The 19,834-nt window shown below is 63.1% G+C and carries 17 protein-coding genes; 11 read left to right on the top strand and 6 right to left on the bottom strand.

From position 1 onward, the window contains the following. Positions 1-404: 404 nt before the first annotated feature. Genes I8746_RS25370 through I8746_RS25390 form a run of 5 tightly spaced genes read left to right on the top strand, consistent with a single transcriptional unit; the run spans position 405 to position 6,517 of the window. Positions 405-3,236, top strand: a complete 2,832-nt coding sequence (locus I8746_RS25370) for a xanthine dehydrogenase family protein molybdopterin-binding subunit (RefSeq protein ID WP_221101162.1) — start codon at positions 405-407, stop codon at positions 3,234-3,236. Beyond that, positions 3,229-3,765, top strand: a complete 537-nt coding sequence (locus I8746_RS25375) for a (2Fe-2S)-binding protein (RefSeq protein WP_014755857.1) — start codon at positions 3,229-3,231, stop codon at positions 3,763-3,765. The genes I8746_RS25370 and I8746_RS25375 overlap by 8 nt, the downstream gene beginning before the upstream one ends. A 2-nt stretch (positions 3,766-3,767) precedes the next feature. Beyond that, on the top strand, positions 3,768-4,979 hold the full coding sequence (locus I8746_RS25380; RefSeq protein WP_012051706.1) for a cytochrome c: 1,212 nt from the start codon (positions 3,768-3,770) through the stop codon (positions 4,977-4,979). A gap of 3 nt (positions 4,980-4,982) precedes the next feature. Beyond that, complete coding sequence (locus I8746_RS25385; protein WP_221101163.1) at positions 4,983-5,954, top strand: XdhC family protein; 972 nt, start codon at positions 4,983-4,985, stop codon at positions 5,952-5,954. Beyond that, complete coding sequence (locus I8746_RS25390; RefSeq protein ID WP_221101164.1) at positions 5,951-6,517, top strand: NTP transferase domain-containing protein; 567 nt, start codon at positions 5,951-5,953, stop codon at positions 6,515-6,517. The genes I8746_RS25385 and I8746_RS25390 overlap by 4 nt, the downstream gene beginning before the upstream one ends. Before the next feature lie 64 nt (positions 6,518-6,581). On the opposite strand, the gene I8746_RS25395 is transcribed toward I8746_RS25390, so the two are convergent. Genes I8746_RS25395 through I8746_RS25405 form a run of 3 tightly spaced genes read right to left on the bottom strand, consistent with a single transcriptional unit; the run spans position 6,582 to position 8,697 of the window. Further along, entirely contained in the window at positions 6,582-6,680 is a 99-nt protein-coding gene (locus tag I8746_RS25395) for a T6SS immunity protein Tdi1 domain-containing protein (protein WP_080756757.1), read from the bottom strand. Positions 6,681-6,713: 33 nt separating this feature from the next. Continuing rightward, positions 6,714-7,331 (bottom strand): GAD-like domain-containing protein, encoded by a 618-nt coding sequence (locus I8746_RS25400; protein ID WP_143494136.1) that lies wholly within the window; start codon positions 7,329-7,331, stop codon positions 6,714-6,716. A gap of 19 nt (positions 7,332-7,350) precedes the next feature. Continuing rightward, positions 7,351-8,697: a DUF6861 domain-containing protein gene (locus tag I8746_RS25405; RefSeq protein ID WP_221101165.1), complete on the bottom strand. Its 1,347-nt coding sequence runs from the start codon at positions 8,695-8,697 to the stop codon at positions 7,351-7,353. A 258-nt stretch (positions 8,698-8,955) separates the two neighbouring features. Between I8746_RS25405 and I8746_RS25410 the strand changes: the two genes are divergently transcribed. From I8746_RS25410 to I8746_RS25420, 3 genes are all read left to right on the top strand, one after another. Next, positions 8,956-9,639 (top strand): response regulator transcription factor, encoded by a 684-nt coding sequence (locus I8746_RS25410; protein ID WP_004576176.1) that lies wholly within the window; start codon positions 8,956-8,958, stop codon positions 9,637-9,639. Beyond that, positions 9,636-10,958, top strand: a complete 1,323-nt coding sequence (locus I8746_RS25415; RefSeq protein ID WP_003254253.1) for an ATP-binding protein — start codon at positions 9,636-9,638, stop codon at positions 10,956-10,958. The genes I8746_RS25410 and I8746_RS25415 overlap by 4 nt, the downstream gene beginning before the upstream one ends. A gap of 456 nt (positions 10,959-11,414) precedes the next feature. Beyond that, complete coding sequence (locus I8746_RS25420; RefSeq protein WP_014859274.1) at positions 11,415-12,806, top strand: aspartate aminotransferase family protein; 1,392 nt, start codon at positions 11,415-11,417, stop codon at positions 12,804-12,806. A gap of 74 nt (positions 12,807-12,880) precedes the next feature. On the opposite strand, the gene I8746_RS25425 is transcribed toward I8746_RS25420, so the two are convergent. The 3 genes from I8746_RS25425 to I8746_RS25435 all read right to left on the bottom strand — a co-directional run bounded on the left by I8746_RS25425 (position 12,881) and on the right by I8746_RS25435 (position 16,719). Next, the gene (locus tag I8746_RS25425) at positions 12,881-14,002 is read right to left on the bottom strand and encodes a cupin-like domain-containing protein (RefSeq protein WP_221101166.1); all 1,122 of its coding nucleotides are present in this window, start codon (positions 14,000-14,002) and stop codon (positions 12,881-12,883) included. 64 nt (positions 14,003-14,066) lie between these two features. Then, entirely contained in the window at positions 14,067-15,356 is a 1,290-nt protein-coding gene (locus I8746_RS25430; protein ID WP_221101167.1) for an aminotransferase class V-fold PLP-dependent enzyme, read from the bottom strand. Positions 15,357-15,372: 16 nt separating this feature from the next. After that, positions 15,373-16,719 (bottom strand): dipeptidase, encoded by a 1,347-nt coding sequence (locus I8746_RS25435; RefSeq protein ID WP_088513751.1) that lies wholly within the window; start codon positions 16,717-16,719, stop codon positions 15,373-15,375. A 182-nt stretch (positions 16,720-16,901) separates the two neighbouring features. Between I8746_RS25435 and I8746_RS25440 the strand changes: the two genes are divergently transcribed. The 3 genes from I8746_RS25440 (at position 16,902) to I8746_RS25450 (ending at position 19,773) form a co-directional block, all read left to right on the top strand. After that, positions 16,902-18,527 (top strand): twin-arginine translocation signal domain-containing protein, encoded by a 1,626-nt coding sequence (locus I8746_RS25440; protein ID WP_017148195.1) that lies wholly within the window; start codon positions 16,902-16,904, stop codon positions 18,525-18,527. A 121-nt stretch (positions 18,528-18,648) separates the two neighbouring features. Then, positions 18,649-19,125, top strand: a complete 477-nt coding sequence (locus I8746_RS25445) for a sigma-70 family RNA polymerase sigma factor (RefSeq protein ID WP_012051715.1) — start codon at positions 18,649-18,651, stop codon at positions 19,123-19,125. 168 nt (positions 19,126-19,293) lie between these two features. Beyond that, positions 19,294-19,773: a hypothetical protein gene (locus I8746_RS25450; RefSeq protein WP_012051716.1), complete on the top strand. Its 480-nt coding sequence runs from the start codon at positions 19,294-19,296 to the stop codon at positions 19,771-19,773. The last annotated feature ends 61 nt before the right edge of the window (positions 19,774-19,834 follow it).

Consider the following 19,834-nt stretch of genomic DNA (forward strand, 5'->3'; position numbering starts at 1 on the left):
TCAATTTGCGATTCTGTACGGAGATCGGTTCATCAGGCCAACCTGGTGAAATCAAGGCCTGCCTGACGGCAGGCCGTTACCGGCCCGCACACAAAAAATCTGACACTTCCGCGCCGCCCGCGCGGCGCTCGATCTCACAGGCGCTGAAACTCTCCCGGCGAACACCTACCGGGCGCTGAAACTCTCGCGGCGAACACCTACCAGGCGCTGAAACTCTCCCGCCAAACACCTACCCGCCAAAGCGCGAATTCCGCCTCTTGCCCTATACACACCGCGACACATTGTCGGCTTGACTTTGCCTATACCCACCCAATTGCTGTAAAGTTGACGCCAAGGTCAGCTTTTCTCAAGCCAGGCCAAGAATCAAAAGAAAGGGCAGGCCCCAACTGCCCAGAGGATCAAGCATGTCCAACCGTGATATTTCCCGGCGCGCCTTTCTGCAAGGCGGCCTGATCGCTGGTGTCGGCGTGACCATGGCGCCACTTGGCAGCCAGGCCTTCGCCGCGTTGATGGAGGAGCGCGTCACCACCTCGCCGCAGAAGTGGATGAACCACGACGGCAAGGCGCGTTTCCGTAACGATGCGTTGTCCAAGGTCTGCGGCGACAAAGTGTTCGCCCGCGACATCCGCGCCAAGGACATGCCCGGGTGGCCCGCGCAGCAGGGCCATGCGCTGCTGCTCAAGGCCACCACGGTTGATCGTATCTATGCCGGGCATGACCTCAGCCTGCTCGGCACCGACCTGCAGCCGGACCGCATCGTCACTGCCGCCGACCTCGAACAGGACGGCATTGCCTGGCCCGAGGCCCATTCGCCCGACCCGCTGCTGCCGCCCGGCAAGGTGCCGATGTTCATCGGCCACCCGGTGGCGATCCTGATCTGGCACGACTTCGAGCGCTTCCGCCAGGCCAAGCGCAAGCTGCAGTTCAATCAGCAGGCGATCCGTTACGGTGCCCAGGCGCCGCTGTACCAGCGCGACCCTTATGGCAGCTTCCGCTTCGTGCGGGTGGGCGGCGCCACGCCGTTCGACGACGATGAGTTCTCCAGCCTGAAGAACGCCATGCTGTTCCCCACCATTCTCAACCGCAAGCCGGTGTGGTCGAAGCAGCCCAACCAGCACGGCGACCTGACCGAGCAGGGTTTGTTCTACGCCAAGCGCATGGCCGAGCAGCTGGACAACCCGCCCGAGGACTGGCTGGTGTTCGACGAGCGCTACAAGACGCCGTCCATCGAACCTGCCGCGCTGGAGCCGGACAACGGTAACGGCTGGTATGACCCGGCCACGGGCACGCTGCACTTCGTGGTCGCCACTCAGTGCCCGTTCGAAGTGGCGCAGGAATGCGTGCACATGATCAAGCCGTCGCGCTTTGCCCTGAACACGCTGAACATGCACCCGGGCTATACCGTGGGCTATGGCTCAAAAGACAACAACATCTTCGTCTTCTATGCTGCGGTGGCTGCGCTTTACGGCGCCGGCGTGCCGATCCGCCTGGCCAACGACCGCTACGAGCAGTTCCAGAGCGGCATCAAGCGCCATGCCTTCGATATCCGCTACCAGCTGGCGGTGGACAAGAAGGACAACAGCTTCAAGATCTTCCGCGCCGACATGAGCTGCGACGGCGGCGGGCGCATCAACTACAGCCCGTCGGTGGCAGCCGTGGGCGCCACGGCAGCGCAGTCGATCTACTACATGCCACAGAACGACCTGTCGGTGACCGCCTACTATTCCCGTGGCGTCGAGGCCGGCTCCATGCGCGGTTACGGCACCCTGCAGAGCATGGCGGCCACCGAGATGATGGTGGATGAGATCGCCGGCCGCCTGGGGGTCGATGCCATCGACCTGCGCCGCGCCAACGCGCTGAAATCGGGCATGAAGAACACCCAGGGTGCGGTCCCGGCCGGCGCCCTGCGCCTGTACGAGATCCTCGACAAGGCCGCTGTGCACGAGTGGTGGCGCAACCGCGATGCACGCAAGCAACAGATGGACGCCAAGGACCCGGACCACTGGTACGGCGTCGGCTTCGCCATCTGCCAGAAGGACTTCGGCACAGGTTCCGAGGCGCCGATGGCCAGTGTCGAGTTCAGCGCCGATGGCCGCATCAGCCTGCGCCATATCGGCACCGAGCTGGGCACCGGCATGTCCACCTCCCAGGCTTTGGTGGTCAGCGATTTCCTCGGCCGTTCGGCCGACGAGGTGACGACTGCAGTCACCGAATGGCCAGAGCTGCAATTGAGCACCAGCGGAAACCCGTACCTGATCAGCCAGCCGGAGCAGGACGCCGCGCTGCGCAACCCGCGCTGGGTCGGCAAGCTGGCATCGCCATCGTCGGCGACCAACTCGGCGTTTTACTTCAGCCATGCCACCCGCGAAGCGGCGCGTGTGCTGTTCAATCATGGGTTGTGGCCGGCGGCCATGGCGATCTGGAGCCAAGGCCCGCACGGCGGCCAGGCCAACCCGCTGGTGGTGCGCCGCGAAAATGCGGTGTGGGTCAACGGTGAGCTGACCGGCAATGGCCTGGCGCCGATTCCGTTTGCCCAGCTGGCGCAGAAGGCCCACGACATGGGGCTGGTTACTGGCGTGAGCGTGCACGGCTTCAACCGCTGGAGCTGGGCCGAGGCCGACTTTGTCATCGATGGCGTGCGCGAGCGCTTCCCCCTCGATGCCATGGCGGTGAAGTACGGCGATGGTGCGGTGAATGCCAAGAAGGCGCAGATGGGCAGCCATGGCTATCACCTGCTCGACCGGCAGAATGCGGCCTACCCCGACACCCAGCTGAACAACGCCATGGTCACCTACTACAGCCCGGTGGCGACCATCGTCGAGGTCAAGGTCAACAAAGGCACCTTGGAGACGCAGGTGCTCAACCACCACAGTTGGGTCGAGTGTGGCCGGGTGCTGGTGCCGGAACTGGTCAAGGGCCAGCTCGAAGGCGGTATCGCCATGGGCATTGGCCATGCACTGACCGAAGAAATGCCGTTGTACGAGGGTGGGCCCGGGGAGGGCGACTGGAACTTCAACCGCTACCGCCTGCCGCATGCGCGCGATGTGGCGGTGTGGCAGCAGACCAGCGAAATCCTCCCGCCGCTGTCACCGACCGACCCCTCCAAGGGCATCGCCGAAGTGGTGATGATCCCGGTCGTCGGTGCCATCGGCAATGCCGTCGCGCATGCCATCGGCAAGCGCGTGCGCGATCTCCCCATCACCCCAGCCCGTATCAAGGAGGCCCTCAATGGCTAACCGTCCACTGCAACTGACGCTCAACGGTCAACCGGTCGGGCCGGTCGAGGTTCCCGCGGACCTGGCGATGATCGACTACCTGCACGAACACCAGAACCTCACCGGCTCGCGCCTGGGTTGCGGCCAGGGCATCTGCCACGCCTGCGTGGTGATCGTCGACAACCCCGACGGCACCAGCGAAGAAGTGCGCACCTGCATCACCGGTGCGCATTACTTCGAAGGCAAGAAGGTTCGCACCATCGAAGGCCATGCCAAAAAAGACCAGGCCGGCAACCTGACGCTCAACCCGATCCAGCAGAAGTTCGTCGACCTGTTCGCCTTCCAGTGCAGCTACTGCGCACCAGGCTTCGTCAACGCCGCTACCGTGCTGGTGGAAACGGCCCAGCGCCAGCCGCTGAAGAAGAGCGAAGTGGAAGACCGCATCGAGGCCAGCCTCGGTCACCACATCTGCCGCTGCACAGGCTACGTGCGTTACTACGATGCCACCCGCAAGGTGCTCAACGATCTCGGCCTGGTCAAGGAGGGTTGAACATGGGCTTCGTACGTAGCGCCTCGGCGTTGGCCCTCGGGCTGGCGGTCAGTTCGTTTGCCTTGGCGGCCGACGATGCGCAGGTCAAGCGCGGTGAATACCTGGCCCGCGCGGCCGACTGCATGGCCTGCCATACCGCCGAAGGCGGCGCGCCGTATGCGGGCGGCTTGCCGATCCATTCGCCGTTCGGCACCATTTATGGCAGCAATATCACCCCGGACAAACAGTACGGCATCGGCAACTACAGCGCCGACGAGTTCTTCGCCGCAGTCACCGAGGGCAAGCGCAAGGACGGCGCCAACCTTTATCCTGCGATGCCTTACACCTCGTACCACCTGATCAAGCGTGAAGACTCGGACGCGATCCTCGCCTACCTGATGACCATACCGCCGATCAACCGCCCGGCACCGCAGACCGCGTTGCGCTTCCCGTTCAATGTGCGCATGGGGCTCAGCGGCTGGAACATGCTGTATGGCAAGAGCGTGCAACTGCAGCCGACCGAGGGTAAAAGCACGGCCTGGCAGCGCGGCCAGTACATGGTCGAGGTCATGGGCCATTGTGGCGAATGCCATACCCCGCGCAATCCGATCGGTGCGCTGCAGCAGGACCAACGCCTGAGCGGCGGCCTGCTGGGTGGCTACCTGGCGCCAAGCCTGCTGGCCCAGGACCTGGCCGAGCGCGGCTGGACGCAGCCGGACCTGACCACCTTCCTCAAGCACGGCATCAGCGCCCAGGGCAGCATGTTCAACGAGATGTTCCCGGTGGTGCACCACAGCACCCAGCACCTGGAAGATGCAGACCTTGCGGCCATGGCCACCTACCTGCTGGGCGACCAGCCGCCGCCGGCCAAGGCTATCGAGGCCGTTGCCCTGGAGCGGATGAGCGACAGTGCCAAGCGGGGCCACCAGCAGTACCTGAACGTCTGCGCCGGCTGCCATGGTGTCGACGGCGAGGGCAAGCCGCACATCGCCGTGGCCATGCGCGGCAACACCGTGCTGCGTCAGGCCGACTCGCGCAATCTAGTCAAGGTGGTCCTCGAGGGTATCCGTGAACAGCAGTTCACCGGCTTCGAGCGCATGCAGCCGATGCCGGGCTTTGCCGACAAGCTTGATGACCAACAGGTGACAGATATGGTCAACTACTTGCGCCAGGCCTGGGGTGGATTGCCCGGCGACCTGAACGTACAGCAGCTCGCCGAGCTGAAGGCGGAGTAAAGCGTGCAGCATCTCGATCTACAGGTGATCCGTCAGGCTTTGCAGTGGTCCTGCAACGGCCAGCGGGTATGGTTGTGCACGGTGCTCGCCACCTACGGCTCGGCGCCGCGTGCGCCGGGTTCGCTGCTGGCGGTGAACGCCAGCGGCCAGTGGCTGGGCTCGCTGTCCGGTGGCTGTGTCGAAGACGACTTTCTCGAACGCGTGGCCCTCGGGGAATTCCCGGAGCCGGTTGCCATCGTGCGTTATGGCGACGGCAGCGACCCGCGTTCGCGCGTTCGCCTGCCGTGTGGCGGTGTGCTTGAAGTACTGGTGGAGAACCTGCCGGTTGAATGCGAGGTGCAGGCGCATCTGCGTGAGCTGGAACGTGCGCTGCAGGGCCAGCGCCGGGTACTGCGTGAGGTGAGCCTGCCTATGGGGACCCGCCAGCTGTTCGATGACCATAGTCAGGGGCCACGGGTGGAACGGGAAAATGCCCGGGTGCGCTTGCGTGTCGGCGCCGCCCAGCGGCTGCTGCTGGCCGGTTATTCCAGCGTGGCGCATTTTTGCGTCGAATTCGGCAGGGGCATGGGGTTTGAGGTCATCCTTTGCGAGCCGCGTGACGAAGTACTCGACGGCGTAGTGCTGAATGGCATAGAGGTGCGCCGCGAGCTGCCGTCGGAATTCATCGCCAATGGCGGTTGCCATGCCGATACGGCAGTGGTGGCATTGACCCATGATCCAAAAATCGATGACCTGGCCATGCTTGAAGCCGTACGGACCGAAGCGTTCTACATCGGCGTGATGGGCTCCAAGGCCACCTCCGACAAGCGTCGCGAACGCTTGCAGCGAATTGGTGGCCTGGGTTGCGACGAGCTGGCGCGCATCCATGCGCCGATAGGCCTGAACCTGGGCAGCAAGACCCCGGCCGAGATCGCCCTGGCGGTACTGGCCGATATCCTTCGTGCGCGCAATGGCATCGAGCGGGCGGCGCTGTGAGCGTGGTTGCGTTGGTATTGGCGGCAGGCAGCAGTGTGCGTTTCGGCGCTGACAAGCGCCGTTCGCTGCTGGCTGACGGTCGAAGCTTGCTGGTACACAGCGTAGAGAGCGCCTGCGCAGTGTTCGATGATGTGCGGGTGGTGTTGCGTGAAGGGGAGCGAGGCGTGGACCTGGGGTTGCCTGCGCGGTGCAGGGTGGTCTCCAGTCCGGATTTCACATTGGGCATGGGCCATAGCCTGGCGGCCGGGGCCGCTTCGCTGGCTGACAGCGAGGCGCAGGCAGTAGCGATTCTGTTGGGTGATATGCCCTGGGTGGCGTCCGCGACCCTGGATTTGCTTGCACGCGAGGCCAGTGGGTCAACGATAGTCCTGCCTTGTCATGCTGGACGACAGGGCCATCCGGTGTTGTTCGGGCGCGATTTCTGGCCGGCGCTTGCCCGGTTGAAGGGTGATGAAGGGGCGCGTTCGGTGCTGAAGGCCCATGTGGACCGTTGCGTCCGGCTGGATGTCGAGGATGCCGGCGTGCTGCAGGATGTCGATTCGCCCGATGCGCTGCGCCAGTGAGCGTTGTAAGCGCGTGCTAATCATCTTCCTTTTCATCGAGTTCGTAGGGTCCCAGTTCGCCCGTCTACGCTAGCAGAATCAGATGCACGTCGGCCTTCAGCCGCTGAAGATTGGCCAGGCTGGCAGACACGCCCAGCATCAACGCCGGGACGAAGCCGTGCATCTCATCCGCCGCTTTTCACGGCCAATACTGTGTTTAGAAGTCAGAAAAGCTATAGGGTTCGAGGGTGGAGATCTGTGCAAGTAGTATTAAGTGCTCGACAGCTTTGACTTTTTCTAGGTGGGCAAGATCGCAGGGGCCACCGAATGCCAAGGCTGGAACGAAACCATACATCTCATCATGATTGAGTTTGCCTAATTTGTTATATGCAGGCTCGAATAAATCGCCAAAGTCGTTGGACTCCCGTTCGATCAATAGAAAGAAATCTTGCACCTCCTTGTCCATGTTGCCTGCATCAAGTTCATTCACTCTGCCGCAGTATTGTGAAGTGTGGGCTACGATGTCTAATGAAAAACCGGAATTTTCTCCGTACAGATAGAGATCACCAAAGGCGCCCCGAGCGATGACATGATAGGTATCTCGCCCTTCGAGCGCAGTGCCCTCTATGAATGAGGCGGCTACGCCCTCGTAGTCTTGCGGATTGACCGTCCAGAATATTCCATCACCATATCCGCACCATCCGTGCTCGGTCCAGTATTCCAACAGTTTCTTCGGCAATTTACCGCTGTAGCGCTCGATGCTAGAAGGAGGCACCTCCTGCCTGAAAATCGGCTCGCCCATCTCTTCTATGAAGAGGGAGAAAAATTCGTCCATTGTCGCGCTCCTTATCTTGTTAGCATTTGTGCAGTCTGACATTTAAAAAGCCTGATGCGCGGCCATCTTTGGCTTGTTCTTCGACTGATCTTGTCAGCTCTCCTACCCTGCTTCTCCATTGGGGACCTATAGTGGAATTTACTTGCCTATCCCCGAAGTCAGAGATGACATCCTTGCCGCCGGCGATTAGATCTGGATTGTGCAGCGCAGCAAGAGAGGACATCGTTTCCTTAGCCTGCATCGTTGAAATTTTTCTTGCTTCAATTGGGTTCATGTCCTTGGGCAGTTTTCTATAAGCTCTTTTCCTTAGGTCGTCATACAGTTTTTGTCTTGCTTTTCTCGCAGTTTTTGGATCTCGCTTTATGGGGTTTGCAATATTTTCCAGGAACTCTTCAACCGTCAGCCGATTGAGTCCATCTTGTTGTCCCTTTAACTGCCGCTCAAACTCGCCATGCTTCGACGCTGGCAATTTATCCGCCTTGAAACACGCCACCGTATGCAACGGCATGCTACCGGGCTTCCCTGTGGGGTGCTCCTTGTCTTTTCCCGCCTGCCGATTCGGCTGAACTGGCTGCGGATCATCCATCGTCCCTTTGCGCCGCTCCGGCACCTGCAGATCCGGCCGTTTCTTCAACCCCTCTTCATGCTTGAGCATCCATTGCCCCAGCCGCGCGCCTTTGCGGCTGGCCGCCATCTCCTGGGCCAGCACTCGGGCATCGCCGCGCCCGCGGGTGAGGTACGACACGATCGCCCCCAACAACAGCACCACGACTTCCACATGGCCTTGGGCAATCTGATGCGTGGCCCGGGATATCGCATAGGGGTCGTCCCGGCAGAACGGGCCGGTGCCTTCATTGCCGCAGGTGCCTTCCCAGGCGAAGCGGATGCCATCGACGTAGTACTCACCGATCCGCGGCAAGCCCTCGATGAAGAACTCGGCAATGGAAGCCAGCCCCAGCGCGCCAAGGATCCAGCCGCTGACCTTGAGGCCCATGGCCGCGCCTGCGCCAGCGAACGGTATGGTTCCGGCGCCGCCGGCGAATGCGCCTAACCCCGCGCCAAGCAGGCCACCGGTAATGGTGCTGCCGGCGACGATCATCGCCATCTGCTGCACGACCCTCAGCAGTTCGTCGACGATGCTGTTGATGTCGAGGTCGGCGAAGCGCTGGCGCAGCATCTGCGCCGCCTGCCATTCGGCGTGGTAGAAGGCTGTGCGGACAGCTTCGATCCGGCGCAGGTTGAGGCCCAGCGAGGCGACCTCTTCATTGAGGCCGGTGCGGAACTGGCCACCGCTTGGGTAGCCCACCATGGCGATGACACGTGACTCGATCTCGTGCCAGGAGGGCACGAGGTAATCCAGGTACATGAGGTGTCTCCCTGACAGCGCGTGCAGGGGGAAATCCCATCATGGATTCGGATCAGAGGTTTCTGGGTCAGTTGTAGGAAAAGGCGACTTCGTTTCTGTAGTGTTCGAGAAGCTCGGGAATTGGGGTTGAGGCTGCGAGGGGCAGGGTGGCGACCCGCGCGGTGCTCGATCTCCCCCCAACCCACCCCAAAAGGTCCATAATCCCCCCTTAATCCGCCCAAGGTGCAATACCAGCCACACCACTCCGGGAGCCCCACCATGCACGTTCTGCTCTGCGAGGACGACGACCTGATCGCCGCCGGCATCTGCGCCGGCCTCACCGCTCAGGGCTTGACCGTGGACCGGGTTGGCAACGCCGCCGCTGCGCGAGCGATGCTGCAGGCCGCGCAGTTCGACGTGATGATCCTCGACCTCGGCCTGCCCGACGAAGATGGCCTCAAGCTGCTGCGCCGCCTGCGCGAAAAAGGCGAGACCCTGCCGGTACTGGTGCTCACCGCCCGCGATGCCGTCACCGATCGTGTCGATGGCCTGCAGGCCGGTGCCGACGATTACCTGCTCAAGCCCTTCGATCTGCGTGAGCTTGCCGCACGCCTGCATACTTTGCTGCGGCGGGTGGCCGGGCGGGCGGTGAACGTGATCGAGCACGGCCCGCTGCGCTATGACCCGAGTAGCTGCGAGGCGACCCTGGCCGGCCAGCATGTCGACCTGTCCCGCCGTGAGCAGGCCCTGCTCCAGGCGCTGCTGCAGAACCCCGGGCGCGTGCTGTCCAGCGAGCAACTAAAGGACTGCGTATACGGTTTCAGCGACGAGGTCGAGAGCAACGCCCTGAATGTGCACATCCACCACCTGCGTCGCAAGCTGGGTAACGGCATTGTCGAGACCGTGCGTGGCCTGGGCTACCGGCTGGGCCCGGCGCAGGCACCGCAAGAGGCCGCATCATGAGCCTTCGGGTACGCCTGAGCCTGATCCTCGGCAGTGCCTTCGTGATCATCTGGGCGCTGGCCGCGGCGTGGATGCTGCGTGACCTGCGCCAACAGATGATGTTTTCCCTCGACCAGCGCCTGGTGGCGTCGGCGCGTATGGTCGCCGGGCTGATCGACCAGTTGCCGCAGCCGCTGACTGCCAAGGGCGGGGAGGCGCATTTTTCCGCCGACCAGTTCAGCGTACCGGACGGCATGGCCTGCCAGGTCAGCTCGCTGCGTGGCGAGATCCTCGCCAGCAACCATAAGCACGATGGCGCCATGGACGACGAGCGCAGCGGGTTCCGTGACCAGACCATCGACGATGCGCTTTGGCGCACCTTTACCTACAACCACGGCGATGTGCGCATCACCACGGCCGACCGGCACATGGAGCGCGAGGCGCTGAACCAGTCGATTCTGCTGGCGGCATCGGCGCCGGTATTGATGGCCCTGCTTGGCAGCCTGGGGCTGTTGTGGATCGGCCTTGGCAAGGGCCTGGAGCCGCTCAACCGCATGCGTGATGCCTTGCGCCGCAGGCGTGCGGACAGTGTCGAGCCGCTGCAGGTGGCGGGCATGCCCAGCGAGTTACAGCCGTTGCTGGAGACCCAGAACCAGCTGTTCCTGCGCATTGCTCAGACCCTCGAGCGTGAGCGGCGCCTGACCGACGATGCCGCGCATGAACTGCGCAGCCCGTTGACCGCGATCAAGACCCACCTGCAGGTGGCGCGCATGACCGACGGTGCAGTGCGCGAGCAGGCGCTGGAACATGCCGAGCAGGGCACCGACCGCATGCACCGCACGCTTGAGCAGTTGCTGATGCTGGCGCGGGTAGAAGGCAGCCTGTCGTTCGAGGATGGCGTGCAGTGCAGCGCCGAGCAGGTGGCGCGGCAGGCGATGCAGGATGCGGGCGGCGGCGACAACCGGCGTATCGTGCTGCGTCTGCCTGAGGAGGCTACGCAAATCTACCTGGGCATGCCGGCACCGTTGGCGGTGGCAGCACTGCGCAACCTGCTGGACAACGCCTTGCGTCACGGCGGTGATGAAGCTGTAGAGCTGGACGTGCAGATGGCAGACGGCCAAGTGGGCTTCATGGTGCGTGACCATGGGCCAGGGATTGCCGAAGCGGACCTGGAGCACCTGACCGAGCGCTTCTGGCGTAATGGGCAAAGTGGTGGTTGCGGGTTGGGGCTGGCGATAGTGCAGGCGATCGTGCAGCGGTGTGCCGGTAGCCTGCGCTTTGACAGCCGTAGTGACGGCTTGCGGGTCTTGTTGCGGGTACCGGCGCGTCCGGTGCATTGATGTTTATTGCCTGTGCTGGCCTCTTCGCGGGTGAACCCGCTCCTACGGGCGGTGCGTTCTGTGGGGCGGGGTTGTCTGTGCTGGCCTCTTCGCGGGTGAACCCGCTCCTACGGGCGGTGCGTTCTGTGGGGCGGGTTTGTCTGTGCTGGCCTCTTCGCGGGTGAACCCGCTCCTACGGGCGGTGCGGTCTGTGGGGCGGGGTTGTCTGTGCTGGCCTCTTCGCGGGTGAACCCGCTCCTACGGGTGGTGCGGTCTGTGGGGGCGGGTTTGCCTGTGCTGGCCTCTTTGTGGGTAAACCCGTTCCTACGGGGGGTGCGGTTCTTGTAGGAGCGGGTTTACCCGCGAAAGGGCCGGCACAGACAAAAATAAAATCCAGTAACAACCGCTAAATCCTCCCCCCACTCAAGCGTTTCCAAAGCGATAACCGCCCATCCGCTTGCTTGCGAGGATTCACCCATGTCCACCGCTTCCAGCCTTGCCCAGGTTGCACCGGCCAGCTTGCCGCAACCCTTGTACGAATTCACCGATTCGCCTTTGCTGCAACGCCAGCAACAGCAGGAATCCAACGCCCGCAGCTACCCGCGGCGCATCCCGCTGGCGCTCAAGCGCGCCCGGGGCATCCATGTCGAAGACGTCGAAGGCCGCCAGTTCATCGACTGCCTGGCCGGCGCTGGCACCTTGGCGCTGGGTCATAATCACCCGGTCGTAGTCGAGGCAATCCAGCGCGTGCTGGCTGACGAACTGCCGCTGCATACACTCGACCTGACCACACCGGTCAAGGACCGTTTCGTCCAGGACCTGTTCGGCATCCTGCCCGAGGCGCTGCGTCGCGAGGCCAAGGTGCAGTTCTGCGGCCCAACCGGTACCGACGCCGTTGAAGCGGCGCTCAAACTGGTGCGTGGTGCAACCGGGCGCAGCACCGTGCTGGCCTTCCACGGCGCCTACCATGGCATGAGCCAGGGCGCGTTGAGTCTGATGGGTAGCCTTGGCCCCAAGCAGCCACTGGGTGCGTTGCTGAGCAGCGGCGTGCAGTTCATGCCGTACCCCTACGACTACCGCTGCCCGTTCGGCCTGGGTGGTGAGGCCGGGGTCAAGGCCAACCTGCATTACCTGGAAAACCTGCTGCTCGATCCGGAAAGCGGCGTGCCGCTGCCCGCCGCCGTGATCCTCGAAGTGGTACAGGGTGAGGGCGGGGTAATTCCGGCCGACATCGAATGGCTCAAGGGCGTGCGGCGCATTACCGAGCAGGCCGGCGTGGCGTTGATCGTCGATGAGATCCAGAGCGGCTTCGCCCGTACCGGGCGCATGTTCGCCTTCGAGCACGCCGGCATCGTGCCCGATGTGGTCACCTTGTCCAAAGCCATCGGTGGCAGCCTGCCGCTGGCGGTAGTCGTCTATCGCGACTGGCTGGACACCTGGAAGCCGGGCGCCCATGCCGGTACCTTCCGTGGCAACCAGATGGCCATGGCGGCGGGTTCGGCGGTGATCCACTACCTGGTCGAGCATCGCCTGGCCGAGCATGCCGAGGCCATGGGGCTGCGCCTGCGTCAGCACTTGCAGCAATTGCAACGTGACTATCCGCAATTGGGTGATGTACGCGGGCGTGGCTTGATGCTTGGGGTCGAACTGGTGGAGCCGCAGGGCGAGCGGGATGCCTTGGGGTATCCACAGGCCAACCGAGAGCTGGCGGCCAAGGTGCAGCGCGAGTGCCTCAAGCGCGGGTTGATCCTGGAACTGGGCGGGCGGCATGGCGCGGTGGTGCGTTTCCTGCCGCCGTTGATCATCAGCGCTGAGCAGATCGATGACGTGGCGCAGCGCTTTGCAGAGGCGTTGATCGCGGCAGTCTGAACCTTCGTCAGGGCCGCGTTGCGGCCCATCGCCTGCGCCAATGGCCCATCAAGATCAGGTTGCCGTCACGCCGGTTACCAGCCGCGTCCGGAGTCTACCCAGAAGTTCACGGACAGCGACGTGGACACTGACTCTACCTGGTGGAACCAGCCCTCGGGCAGGAACAGCAAGTCGCCGGCCTGCAACACCACGCGCAGGAAGGGCACCTTAAGGGCTTCGGGGAAGCGCTCGTAGTCGGGGGCATCGGGGTTGAAATCGCAGCCGTCCAGGCCGCCCTTCGGGCTGGTTGACCAGGTGCCCAGTGCGGCGCGATGGTGCGGTGCTGCCAGAATGAACGATTTCTGCCCCCAGACCTGGGCGAACAGGTTGTCAGTGTCATCCCGGTGCAGGGGTGTAAGGGTGCCTTTGGGACCGATCCAGATGCGCGGTGGAATGAAGCGCTGGCGATCGAAGTAGTCCGGGTAGCGGATCAGAGCCTGCAGCTTTTCCGGCACGATATTGTTGCCCATGTAGGCGGGCGGCTCGCCGGGCTTGGCCGGCTTGTCGAGCGAAGCGATGAAGTCGGCCATGGGGGTGGTGCGGAAGTCGCGGTCGGTAGAGAACGTCTTCTTCACGTAGTCACCATGCCGGGTGATGCCCTGCAGCTCGGCAAAGTGGGCCAGCGAAGCGTCACGGCCCATGGTGAACAGCGGCCAGTCGCCAAGGGCGTCGCTCAGCACCACTGGCACGCCCATTGAAAGGTGTTCATGGTGAAACCGCGACGGCGGCATTTCGGCCCGTGACAGGCGTTGTACCTCATACAGCACGGGTTGGGCTGCCGAGACCTCCTCGCTGTAGCGTCCTGGCGTGGGGTAGCGCTGGTTCATTGCTGCCTTGCTGGTGGTCGCGCCTTGCCGCGCGCTGCTGATAACCTGCGGCAGCAGGGTCGCCAGGCCCATGTTGCCGGTTATTTTCAGGCGTCCACTGGCGAAAAGCTCCTCTACGTCGACAGCGCCCGCCATGATGCCGAGGAAGTCATCTTGAGCCACTTCGATCGTGACGTCCGGAGCCTCATGCCGGCCACCCCCCGTGCAGGGGTTGTCGCATACCTCGGACCAGTAGGCGAGTCCCTGGCCGAAGTCGAACTGGAACACGCCCTCGATGCCGACGGCATGGGCATTGACGAACAGTTTTTCGAGTATGCGCTGAAGGTCCACGGTAAGCCTCGTCGGTTGTCGTTGTGCAGGGTTGGCATGGGCGCGTGTGGCCGGGCAGGGGTTGTCAGGCGCGCAGGCGCTGGCGCAGTACTTCGACCAAACGGTCGATTTCCGCTTCGGTATTCAGCAAACCCGGCGCAGTGCGCACCACTGGCCCGGCATCGCGCGAGACGGCGTCGACGATGATGCGTTGGCTAGTCAGGTACCTGGCCAGCGCGTCGGCGTCCTGGCCTTTACCGCGAAAGAAGGTGAAGCCCGCCGAATGGGTGCTGCTGCGCGGCGTCACCAGCTCGATGGCAGGCAGGCTTTCCAGCTGTTGCTTCAGGTAGTCGTTGAGGGCGTGGATGCGTGCCTGCACGGCAGCCTTGCCGGTTTGCAGGTGCAGTTCGAACGCCTTGCCCAGGGCCCAGCGGTGCTCGAAGGCGTGGTAGCCGCCCGGGCTCATGATGGTGGCGAAGTCTTCGTTTTCCGAGAAGGTGGCGATGCTCGGTTGCAGCTGCCCCAGTGCCGAGGATGCGGCGCAGATGATGCCTGTCCCGCGGGGGCCGAACATCCACTTGTGGGTCCCGGATATGAAGTAGTCGCAGTTCAGGTCGGCGAAGCGCATGTCCTCGACGCCAAAACCGTGAACCCCGTCGATGACATACAGGATATGGTCGCGTTCGTCCCTGTTCTGATTGACCTCGCGTACGAGCGCACCGATTTCGCCAACCGGCAGTTTCACCCCGCTGCCCGAATGTACCCAGGTCATGCCCAGCACGCGCGTTTGCGGGGAAATGGCGGCCCGCACGGTGCCCAGCACCTGGTCGGTGCTCACCTTCCAGGGTTGCTCGAACAGGCGTAGCCTGCGTACCGGGTTGCCATCGCGGGCGCTGCGGTAGTTCATGGTCTGCCGTGCGGCGGAATGCTCGTGCACCGTGGTCAGGATTTCCTGGCCGGGCGCCAGCTTGATGCCGCCATAAATCAAACCCAGGCCCTCGGTAGTGCTGCCCGTCAGGGCAATCTGGCGTGGCGCCACCTCCAGGTAGCGTGCCGCCCATTGGCGTACCTCAGCCTCATGCTTCCACTCCGACTGGGCATCCCAGTCGACCATCAGCGCCGGGTGACGGTCGAAACGTGCACGCAGGGCCTCGATGGCTTCGCGTACCGGCCTTGGATGAGAGGTGATCAGGAAGTTGGCGAAGTGCGCATAGTTTGGGTCGAGTTCGAACAGGCGGCGAAAATCGGCCCATCGTTGGTTGCCGGCGCTCGGTATCGGCGTGGCGGCCTCGGCAACGGGTAGCAGATCGCTGGCGAGGGGCAGGCCGGCGGCGAGGATGCCGGCCCTTTTGAGAAAATTGCGGCGGTCGTTCATAAAGGTGCCCAATGGCTTAGCGCAGAGAAGTGTCGGTACCGCGGGCGGCGCTCTGTACCTGTGCCCAGACGCGCAGGAAGTTGCCACCCCAAAGCTTGGCGATATCGGCTTCGGAGTAGCCGCGGGTAATGAGTTCGGCCGTTACGTTGCGTGCTTGGCTGGCGTCGTGCCAGCCGTCGATGCCGCCGCCTTCGTTGAAGTCCGAGCTGATGCCTACGTGGTCTATGCCGATCTTGCGCACGGTGTAATCGATGGCATCACCGTAGTCCTTCAGGGTCGCTGGCGGCTCCTGTTCGAGGATTGCATAGAGTTCGTTGGCATATTGCCCGACCTTCTGCTCGGGCCAGCCGGCTATGACCGGGTCGCCAGGCATCAGCGCGTAGTTCAGGTCAGCCAGTGGCGGCAGCGCGTAGCGGGCACGCAAGGCATTGAGCTTTTCCTGGGTCTGCGCGCTGAGCGGCTTGAGGTAGCTGGAGAACGCGACCAGTTGCACGACCCCGCCGCCTTCCTTGATCAATTGCATTTCCTTGTCGGACAGGTTGCGGTTGATATCGACCATGGCCCGTGGTGCCGAGTGCGACGCCACCACCGGAGTACGGCTGAGCTGAATGACCTGGTTCAGCGCCTTGCTGGACATCTGCGAGACATCGATGATCACGCCCAGGTCATTGAGCCGCTGTACGGCGCGCTTGCCGATGGGGGACAGACCCTCGAGCGCATCGACAGTGTCATTGAAGAACGGCAAGGGGCGAGACGAGTCGGCCCAGCTGTTGTTGCCGACGTAGCTGAAGCCGAACATGCGCACCCCGCGCGCCGCCCAGCGGTCGAGCTGGTCGATATCGTCCCCCAGCGCATACGCATTGAGCATGCTCAGGAACACCGCGAACTTGCCTTCGCCGTGCAGGCGCCGCATGTCCTGTGGGGTGTAGGCGATGGCGACGCGTTCGGGGAAGTCGCGCACCATTGCGGTGATGGCGTTGTAGCGCACTTCCTGGGTGTGGCGGGCGGCCTCGACGAAGCCTGGTGTGGGGCGATGCGGGCTGTTTGCGCCCGTCCAGGATTCGGGCCAGGCAAAGATGGTCAGCGCCGCGCCAGACAACCGCCCTTGGGCAGCCTTGGCCAGGTCGAAGCGGCCCGGCCCGTCCTTGTCGGCTTCGCTGCCTTCGTTGCCGAAGTCCAGCGGCAAGGTGACATGGCTGTCGAACGAGATGATGCGTTCCTGCAAGTCGTTGGCTTGACGAACGACTTCCCGGGCGTAGCCGCCAGGGGCCGCGAAATGGTACCAGGCAGCCAGACCGGCACCCGCGGCGACTGCCGCAGCCAGGCTGATGTACAGGGCTTTTTTCCAGCGTGGTGTCGTCATCTTGGTCTCGGTAGGTTCGCCGTCGAGGGAGGGCACAGAGGCCGTCGCTACCTGGGGTGAACGAGTCGACACGGAGGAAATTTAGCCGCCCCGGCCGCGGCGTTAAATTTCAGTGCAGGTACAACGTTCTAGCCTTGGACGGGCCGTGCTCCATGGCCGCAATGAAGGCGCAGGTAGTTGCAATGACGATTTCTCGACGCGGGTTCATCGCTGCTGTGGCATTGACGGGCGTAGCGGTACCCGGAGCGCTGTATATGCAGCGCCAGCGGGATGCCGAGGCGTTTGCGGAAACGCCTGGCGAGGCTGTTGTCGAGTTGGCCGATACCCGCCTGCAGCAGCTGGGCGACACCCTGCGGGGCATCTGGCGCTGGACTGCACATGGCAAGGATGCCCAACTGCTGGGTTTGCCCGACGGGGAGCTGGAATTGTTTCTGGATGTCGCCAGCAATGGCCGGGGGCTGCGAGGTTACCTGGACACCGCCGAACGCCTGCGCAGTGAGCAGGAACCCCGTTATCGGGTCATGGGTGACTTGCTGACGGACAAGCCCGGGATGTTGCGCTGGCGGCTGTTTTCAACCGAGCCCGGTGCAGGGCAGGCGCGCTATGAATGCCATGTGGTGCTCGATGAGGTCTGGGGCGCCTATGGCAATGCCGGGCCGGCAACGCTCAATGGTCGTATCTCGGCCCTGGACCGCGCCCTGTCTCTGCCTGTTCTGGACAACGGCTTCCTGGCCTTGAAGCGGCCTTTCCCGGAGGCTCGCGAACGTACGCCGCTGTCGCCACAGCTGCTGGCTTGGCTCATTTCGCCGGAGCATCGGCTGTTCCACCAGCTATGGCACGCATCGCGGGACAAGTGGCACAAGCTGGAAGAGGACAAGCAATCCGCCCTGCGTGGCTTGGGCTGGCAACCCGGGCCGCGTGGCCAGGAGCGTGATGCGCGTGGCCGGCACAAGGATCGCAACGGTTCCGGAGAGGACTTCCTGTTCATGCACCGGCACATGCTTGGCAGTGCCAGGGCCCTGCAGGACTTGCCTTCGTGGACGCGGTTCCCGCTGCCTCAGCCGGAGCTCGAGCGTGACCGCATCGGTTTCGCCCGTTACTTCGACAACCACGACGGCAATGCCTTGCCACCGACCTGGCTGGCCCATGACGACCAGGAGTACACCCAGTGGGTACGCGACATCAAAAGCCCGGATACCTTCCATGGCAACTTTCAGGTCTGGGAGTCGCGCTACAGTGATCCGGAATACCTGAGCAAGCTGACCTTGGGGCAGTTCGGCTCAGAACTGGAGCTGGGCCTGCATGACTGGTTGCACATGCGTTGGGCGGCGGTGCCGCGCGACCCGTCCAACGGTATGCCGGTGCCTGCTGCACGTACCCCGGGTGATTTCGCTGAGCGCTGGTTCGAAGCACGCAACGATTTTCTCGGCGACCCGTTCTCGTCACATGTAAACCCGGTGTTCTGGCATTTTCATGGCTGGATCGACGACCGAGTCGACGATTGGTTTCGAGCCCATGAGCGGGTCCACCCGGGTGAGATCCGCCGCTTGCAGGTGAACGGCGTGCCCTGGTTCGCACCCGGGCGTTGGGTGGCGGTGGCTGACCCGTGGCTGGGTCCCGATACCCATGGCTGTTCGACGGTGCCGGGCTTGCGGCCCGGTCGAAGCGTCGAAATGGACCCGGAAACCATGAAGCTGGCGTTGCGCATCATTTATGGCAACGAAGACCTCTTTGCCCGGCTGCAACCACGGGTGCCGCAGCGCCCCTGGTATGCCCGCAATCTCAAGGTTGTGCGGCCGTCGGGCTGACGGTGAGCACAGCGCAGGTGTACGTTGCTGAGAATCATTATATTTTGTAAGATCGCACGCTGATATCACTCAGTTCTGCATCTGCCCCAGCGTGGGTGTGCAGACGATTCCAGGTGTGTTTGTGGAACGTTACTATCGTGAGTTGGTGAGTTTCCTGTCCGCGCGCTTGGGTAACCGTCAGGCGGCAGAGGATGTTGCCCACGATGCCTACCTGCGGGTACTGGAGCGAACGGACAACGGGCAGATCGAGCATCCGCGCGCATTCCTGTATCGTATCGCCCTGAACCTGGTGATCGACCGTCATCGTCGCCATCTGGTGCGTCAGGCCGAACCGCTTGAGATACTCGACAGTGATGAGGGCGGGCATGTGCCGGCGCTGTCGCAGGAACTGCAGCTCAACCAACGCCTGGCCCTCATGCAGCGGGCACTTGACGAACTGACCGGCCCCTGCCGCGAATGCTTCCTGCTGCGCAAGATCGAAGGCCTTTCACATCTGCAGATCGCCGAGCGGCTGGGCATCTCCCGCAGCCTGGTGGAAAAGCACATCGTCAATGCCATGAAGCACTGCCGGGTGCGCATGCGGCAATGGGAATCCTGATTGCCAGGTTAAAGGCAAATGCAAATTCCGTCAGTCAATCACTTGATTTATGCGGCTTTCCCGACTTCTATCAAAGAAGACCGTTGCCGGGCATGGCCTTGGCATTAGCCGTTACTGGCGCAGTAGGGTCATGGAGCGTGCCCATTATCCAATGGCCCAGGTCCGACCATGGTAAACAAGACCCTGCGCATTCTCATCGCCGATACACACCCGTGCCAGCGCCTTCAGCTGGAGCGGTTGCTCAATGGTTTGGGCTATTACCGGATAGCCCCAGTGGCCAGCTTCGAGGAGCTGCAGCGCCTGGTGCAGTGCGCCTTGCAGCCCTTTCACCTGTTGCTGGGCAATATCGAGCTGGCCAGCCATTGTGGCGTCGATCTGGAGCGCTTCTGCCGTGTCAGCACACAGATCCAGCATGCCCTGCTTTACCATTCCAGCCAGTTGAAAGTGCCAGCAGTGCCGCAGGCCGAGCGCCAGGCGGTCAGCCTGAGCCTGCCTCAGGCGCCCGATAACGAGGCGCTGGAGACGTTCATGGCAATCATCGACGCACCGATGGTGGTCGGCAGGCTACCGCTGCCGGGCACCCTGCCGGCCAGTACAGCGCGGCCACGGCCGCGAGCCAACTTTGCGCATACGGTGTTCAACCGCTAGCGGTACCACCGGCGGGGCAATCGGGCAGCTATTTGTTATGCTCTTGCCCTTTGCCGATCTG

Source organism: Pseudomonas sp. USTB-Z (genome assembly GCF_019691255.1).
Classification (GTDB): Bacteria; Pseudomonadota; Gammaproteobacteria; order Pseudomonadales; family Pseudomonadaceae; genus Aquipseudomonas; species Aquipseudomonas alloputida.

Excerpts from the sequence above, each read along its gene's own strand:
- I8746_RS25400 (WP_143494136.1), bottom strand. The coding sequence starts at position 7,331 with ATGGACGAATTTTTCTCCCTCTTCATAGAAGAGATGGGCGAGCCGATT.
- I8746_RS25440 (WP_017148195.1), top strand. The coding sequence starts at position 16,902 with ATGACGATTTCTCGACGCGGGTTCATCGCTGCTGTGGCATTGACGGGC.
- I8746_RS25450 (WP_012051716.1), top strand. The coding sequence starts at position 19,294 with ATGGTAAACAAGACCCTGCGCATTCTCATCGCCGATACACACCCGTGC.
- I8746_RS25395 (WP_080756757.1), bottom strand. The coding sequence starts at position 6,680 with ATGCACGGCTTCGTCCCGGCGTTGATGCTGGGCGTGTCTGCCAGCCTG.
- I8746_RS25370 (WP_221101162.1), top strand. The coding sequence starts at position 405 with ATGTCCAACCGTGATATTTCCCGGCGCGCCTTTCTGCAAGGCGGCCTG.
- I8746_RS25415 (WP_003254253.1), top strand. The coding sequence starts at position 9,636 with ATGAGCCTTCGGGTACGCCTGAGCCTGATCCTCGGCAGTGCCTTCGTG.
- I8746_RS25405 (WP_221101165.1), bottom strand. The coding sequence starts at position 8,697 with ATGTACCTGGATTACCTCGTGCCCTCCTGGCACGAGATCGAGTCACGT.
- I8746_RS25380 (WP_012051706.1), top strand. The coding sequence starts at position 3,768 with ATGGGCTTCGTACGTAGCGCCTCGGCGTTGGCCCTCGGGCTGGCGGTC.
- I8746_RS25420 (WP_014859274.1), top strand. The coding sequence starts at position 11,415 with ATGTCCACCGCTTCCAGCCTTGCCCAGGTTGCACCGGCCAGCTTGCCG.
- I8746_RS25430 (WP_221101167.1), bottom strand. The coding sequence starts at position 15,356 with ATGAACGACCGCCGCAATTTTCTCAAAAGGGCCGGCATCCTCGCCGCC.
- I8746_RS25410 (WP_004576176.1), top strand. The coding sequence starts at position 8,956 with ATGCACGTTCTGCTCTGCGAGGACGACGACCTGATCGCCGCCGGCATC.
- I8746_RS25375 (WP_014755857.1), top strand. The coding sequence starts at position 3,229 with ATGGCTAACCGTCCACTGCAACTGACGCTCAACGGTCAACCGGTCGGG.
- I8746_RS25435 (WP_088513751.1), bottom strand. The coding sequence starts at position 16,719 with ATGACGACACCACGCTGGAAAAAAGCCCTGTACATCAGCCTGGCTGCG.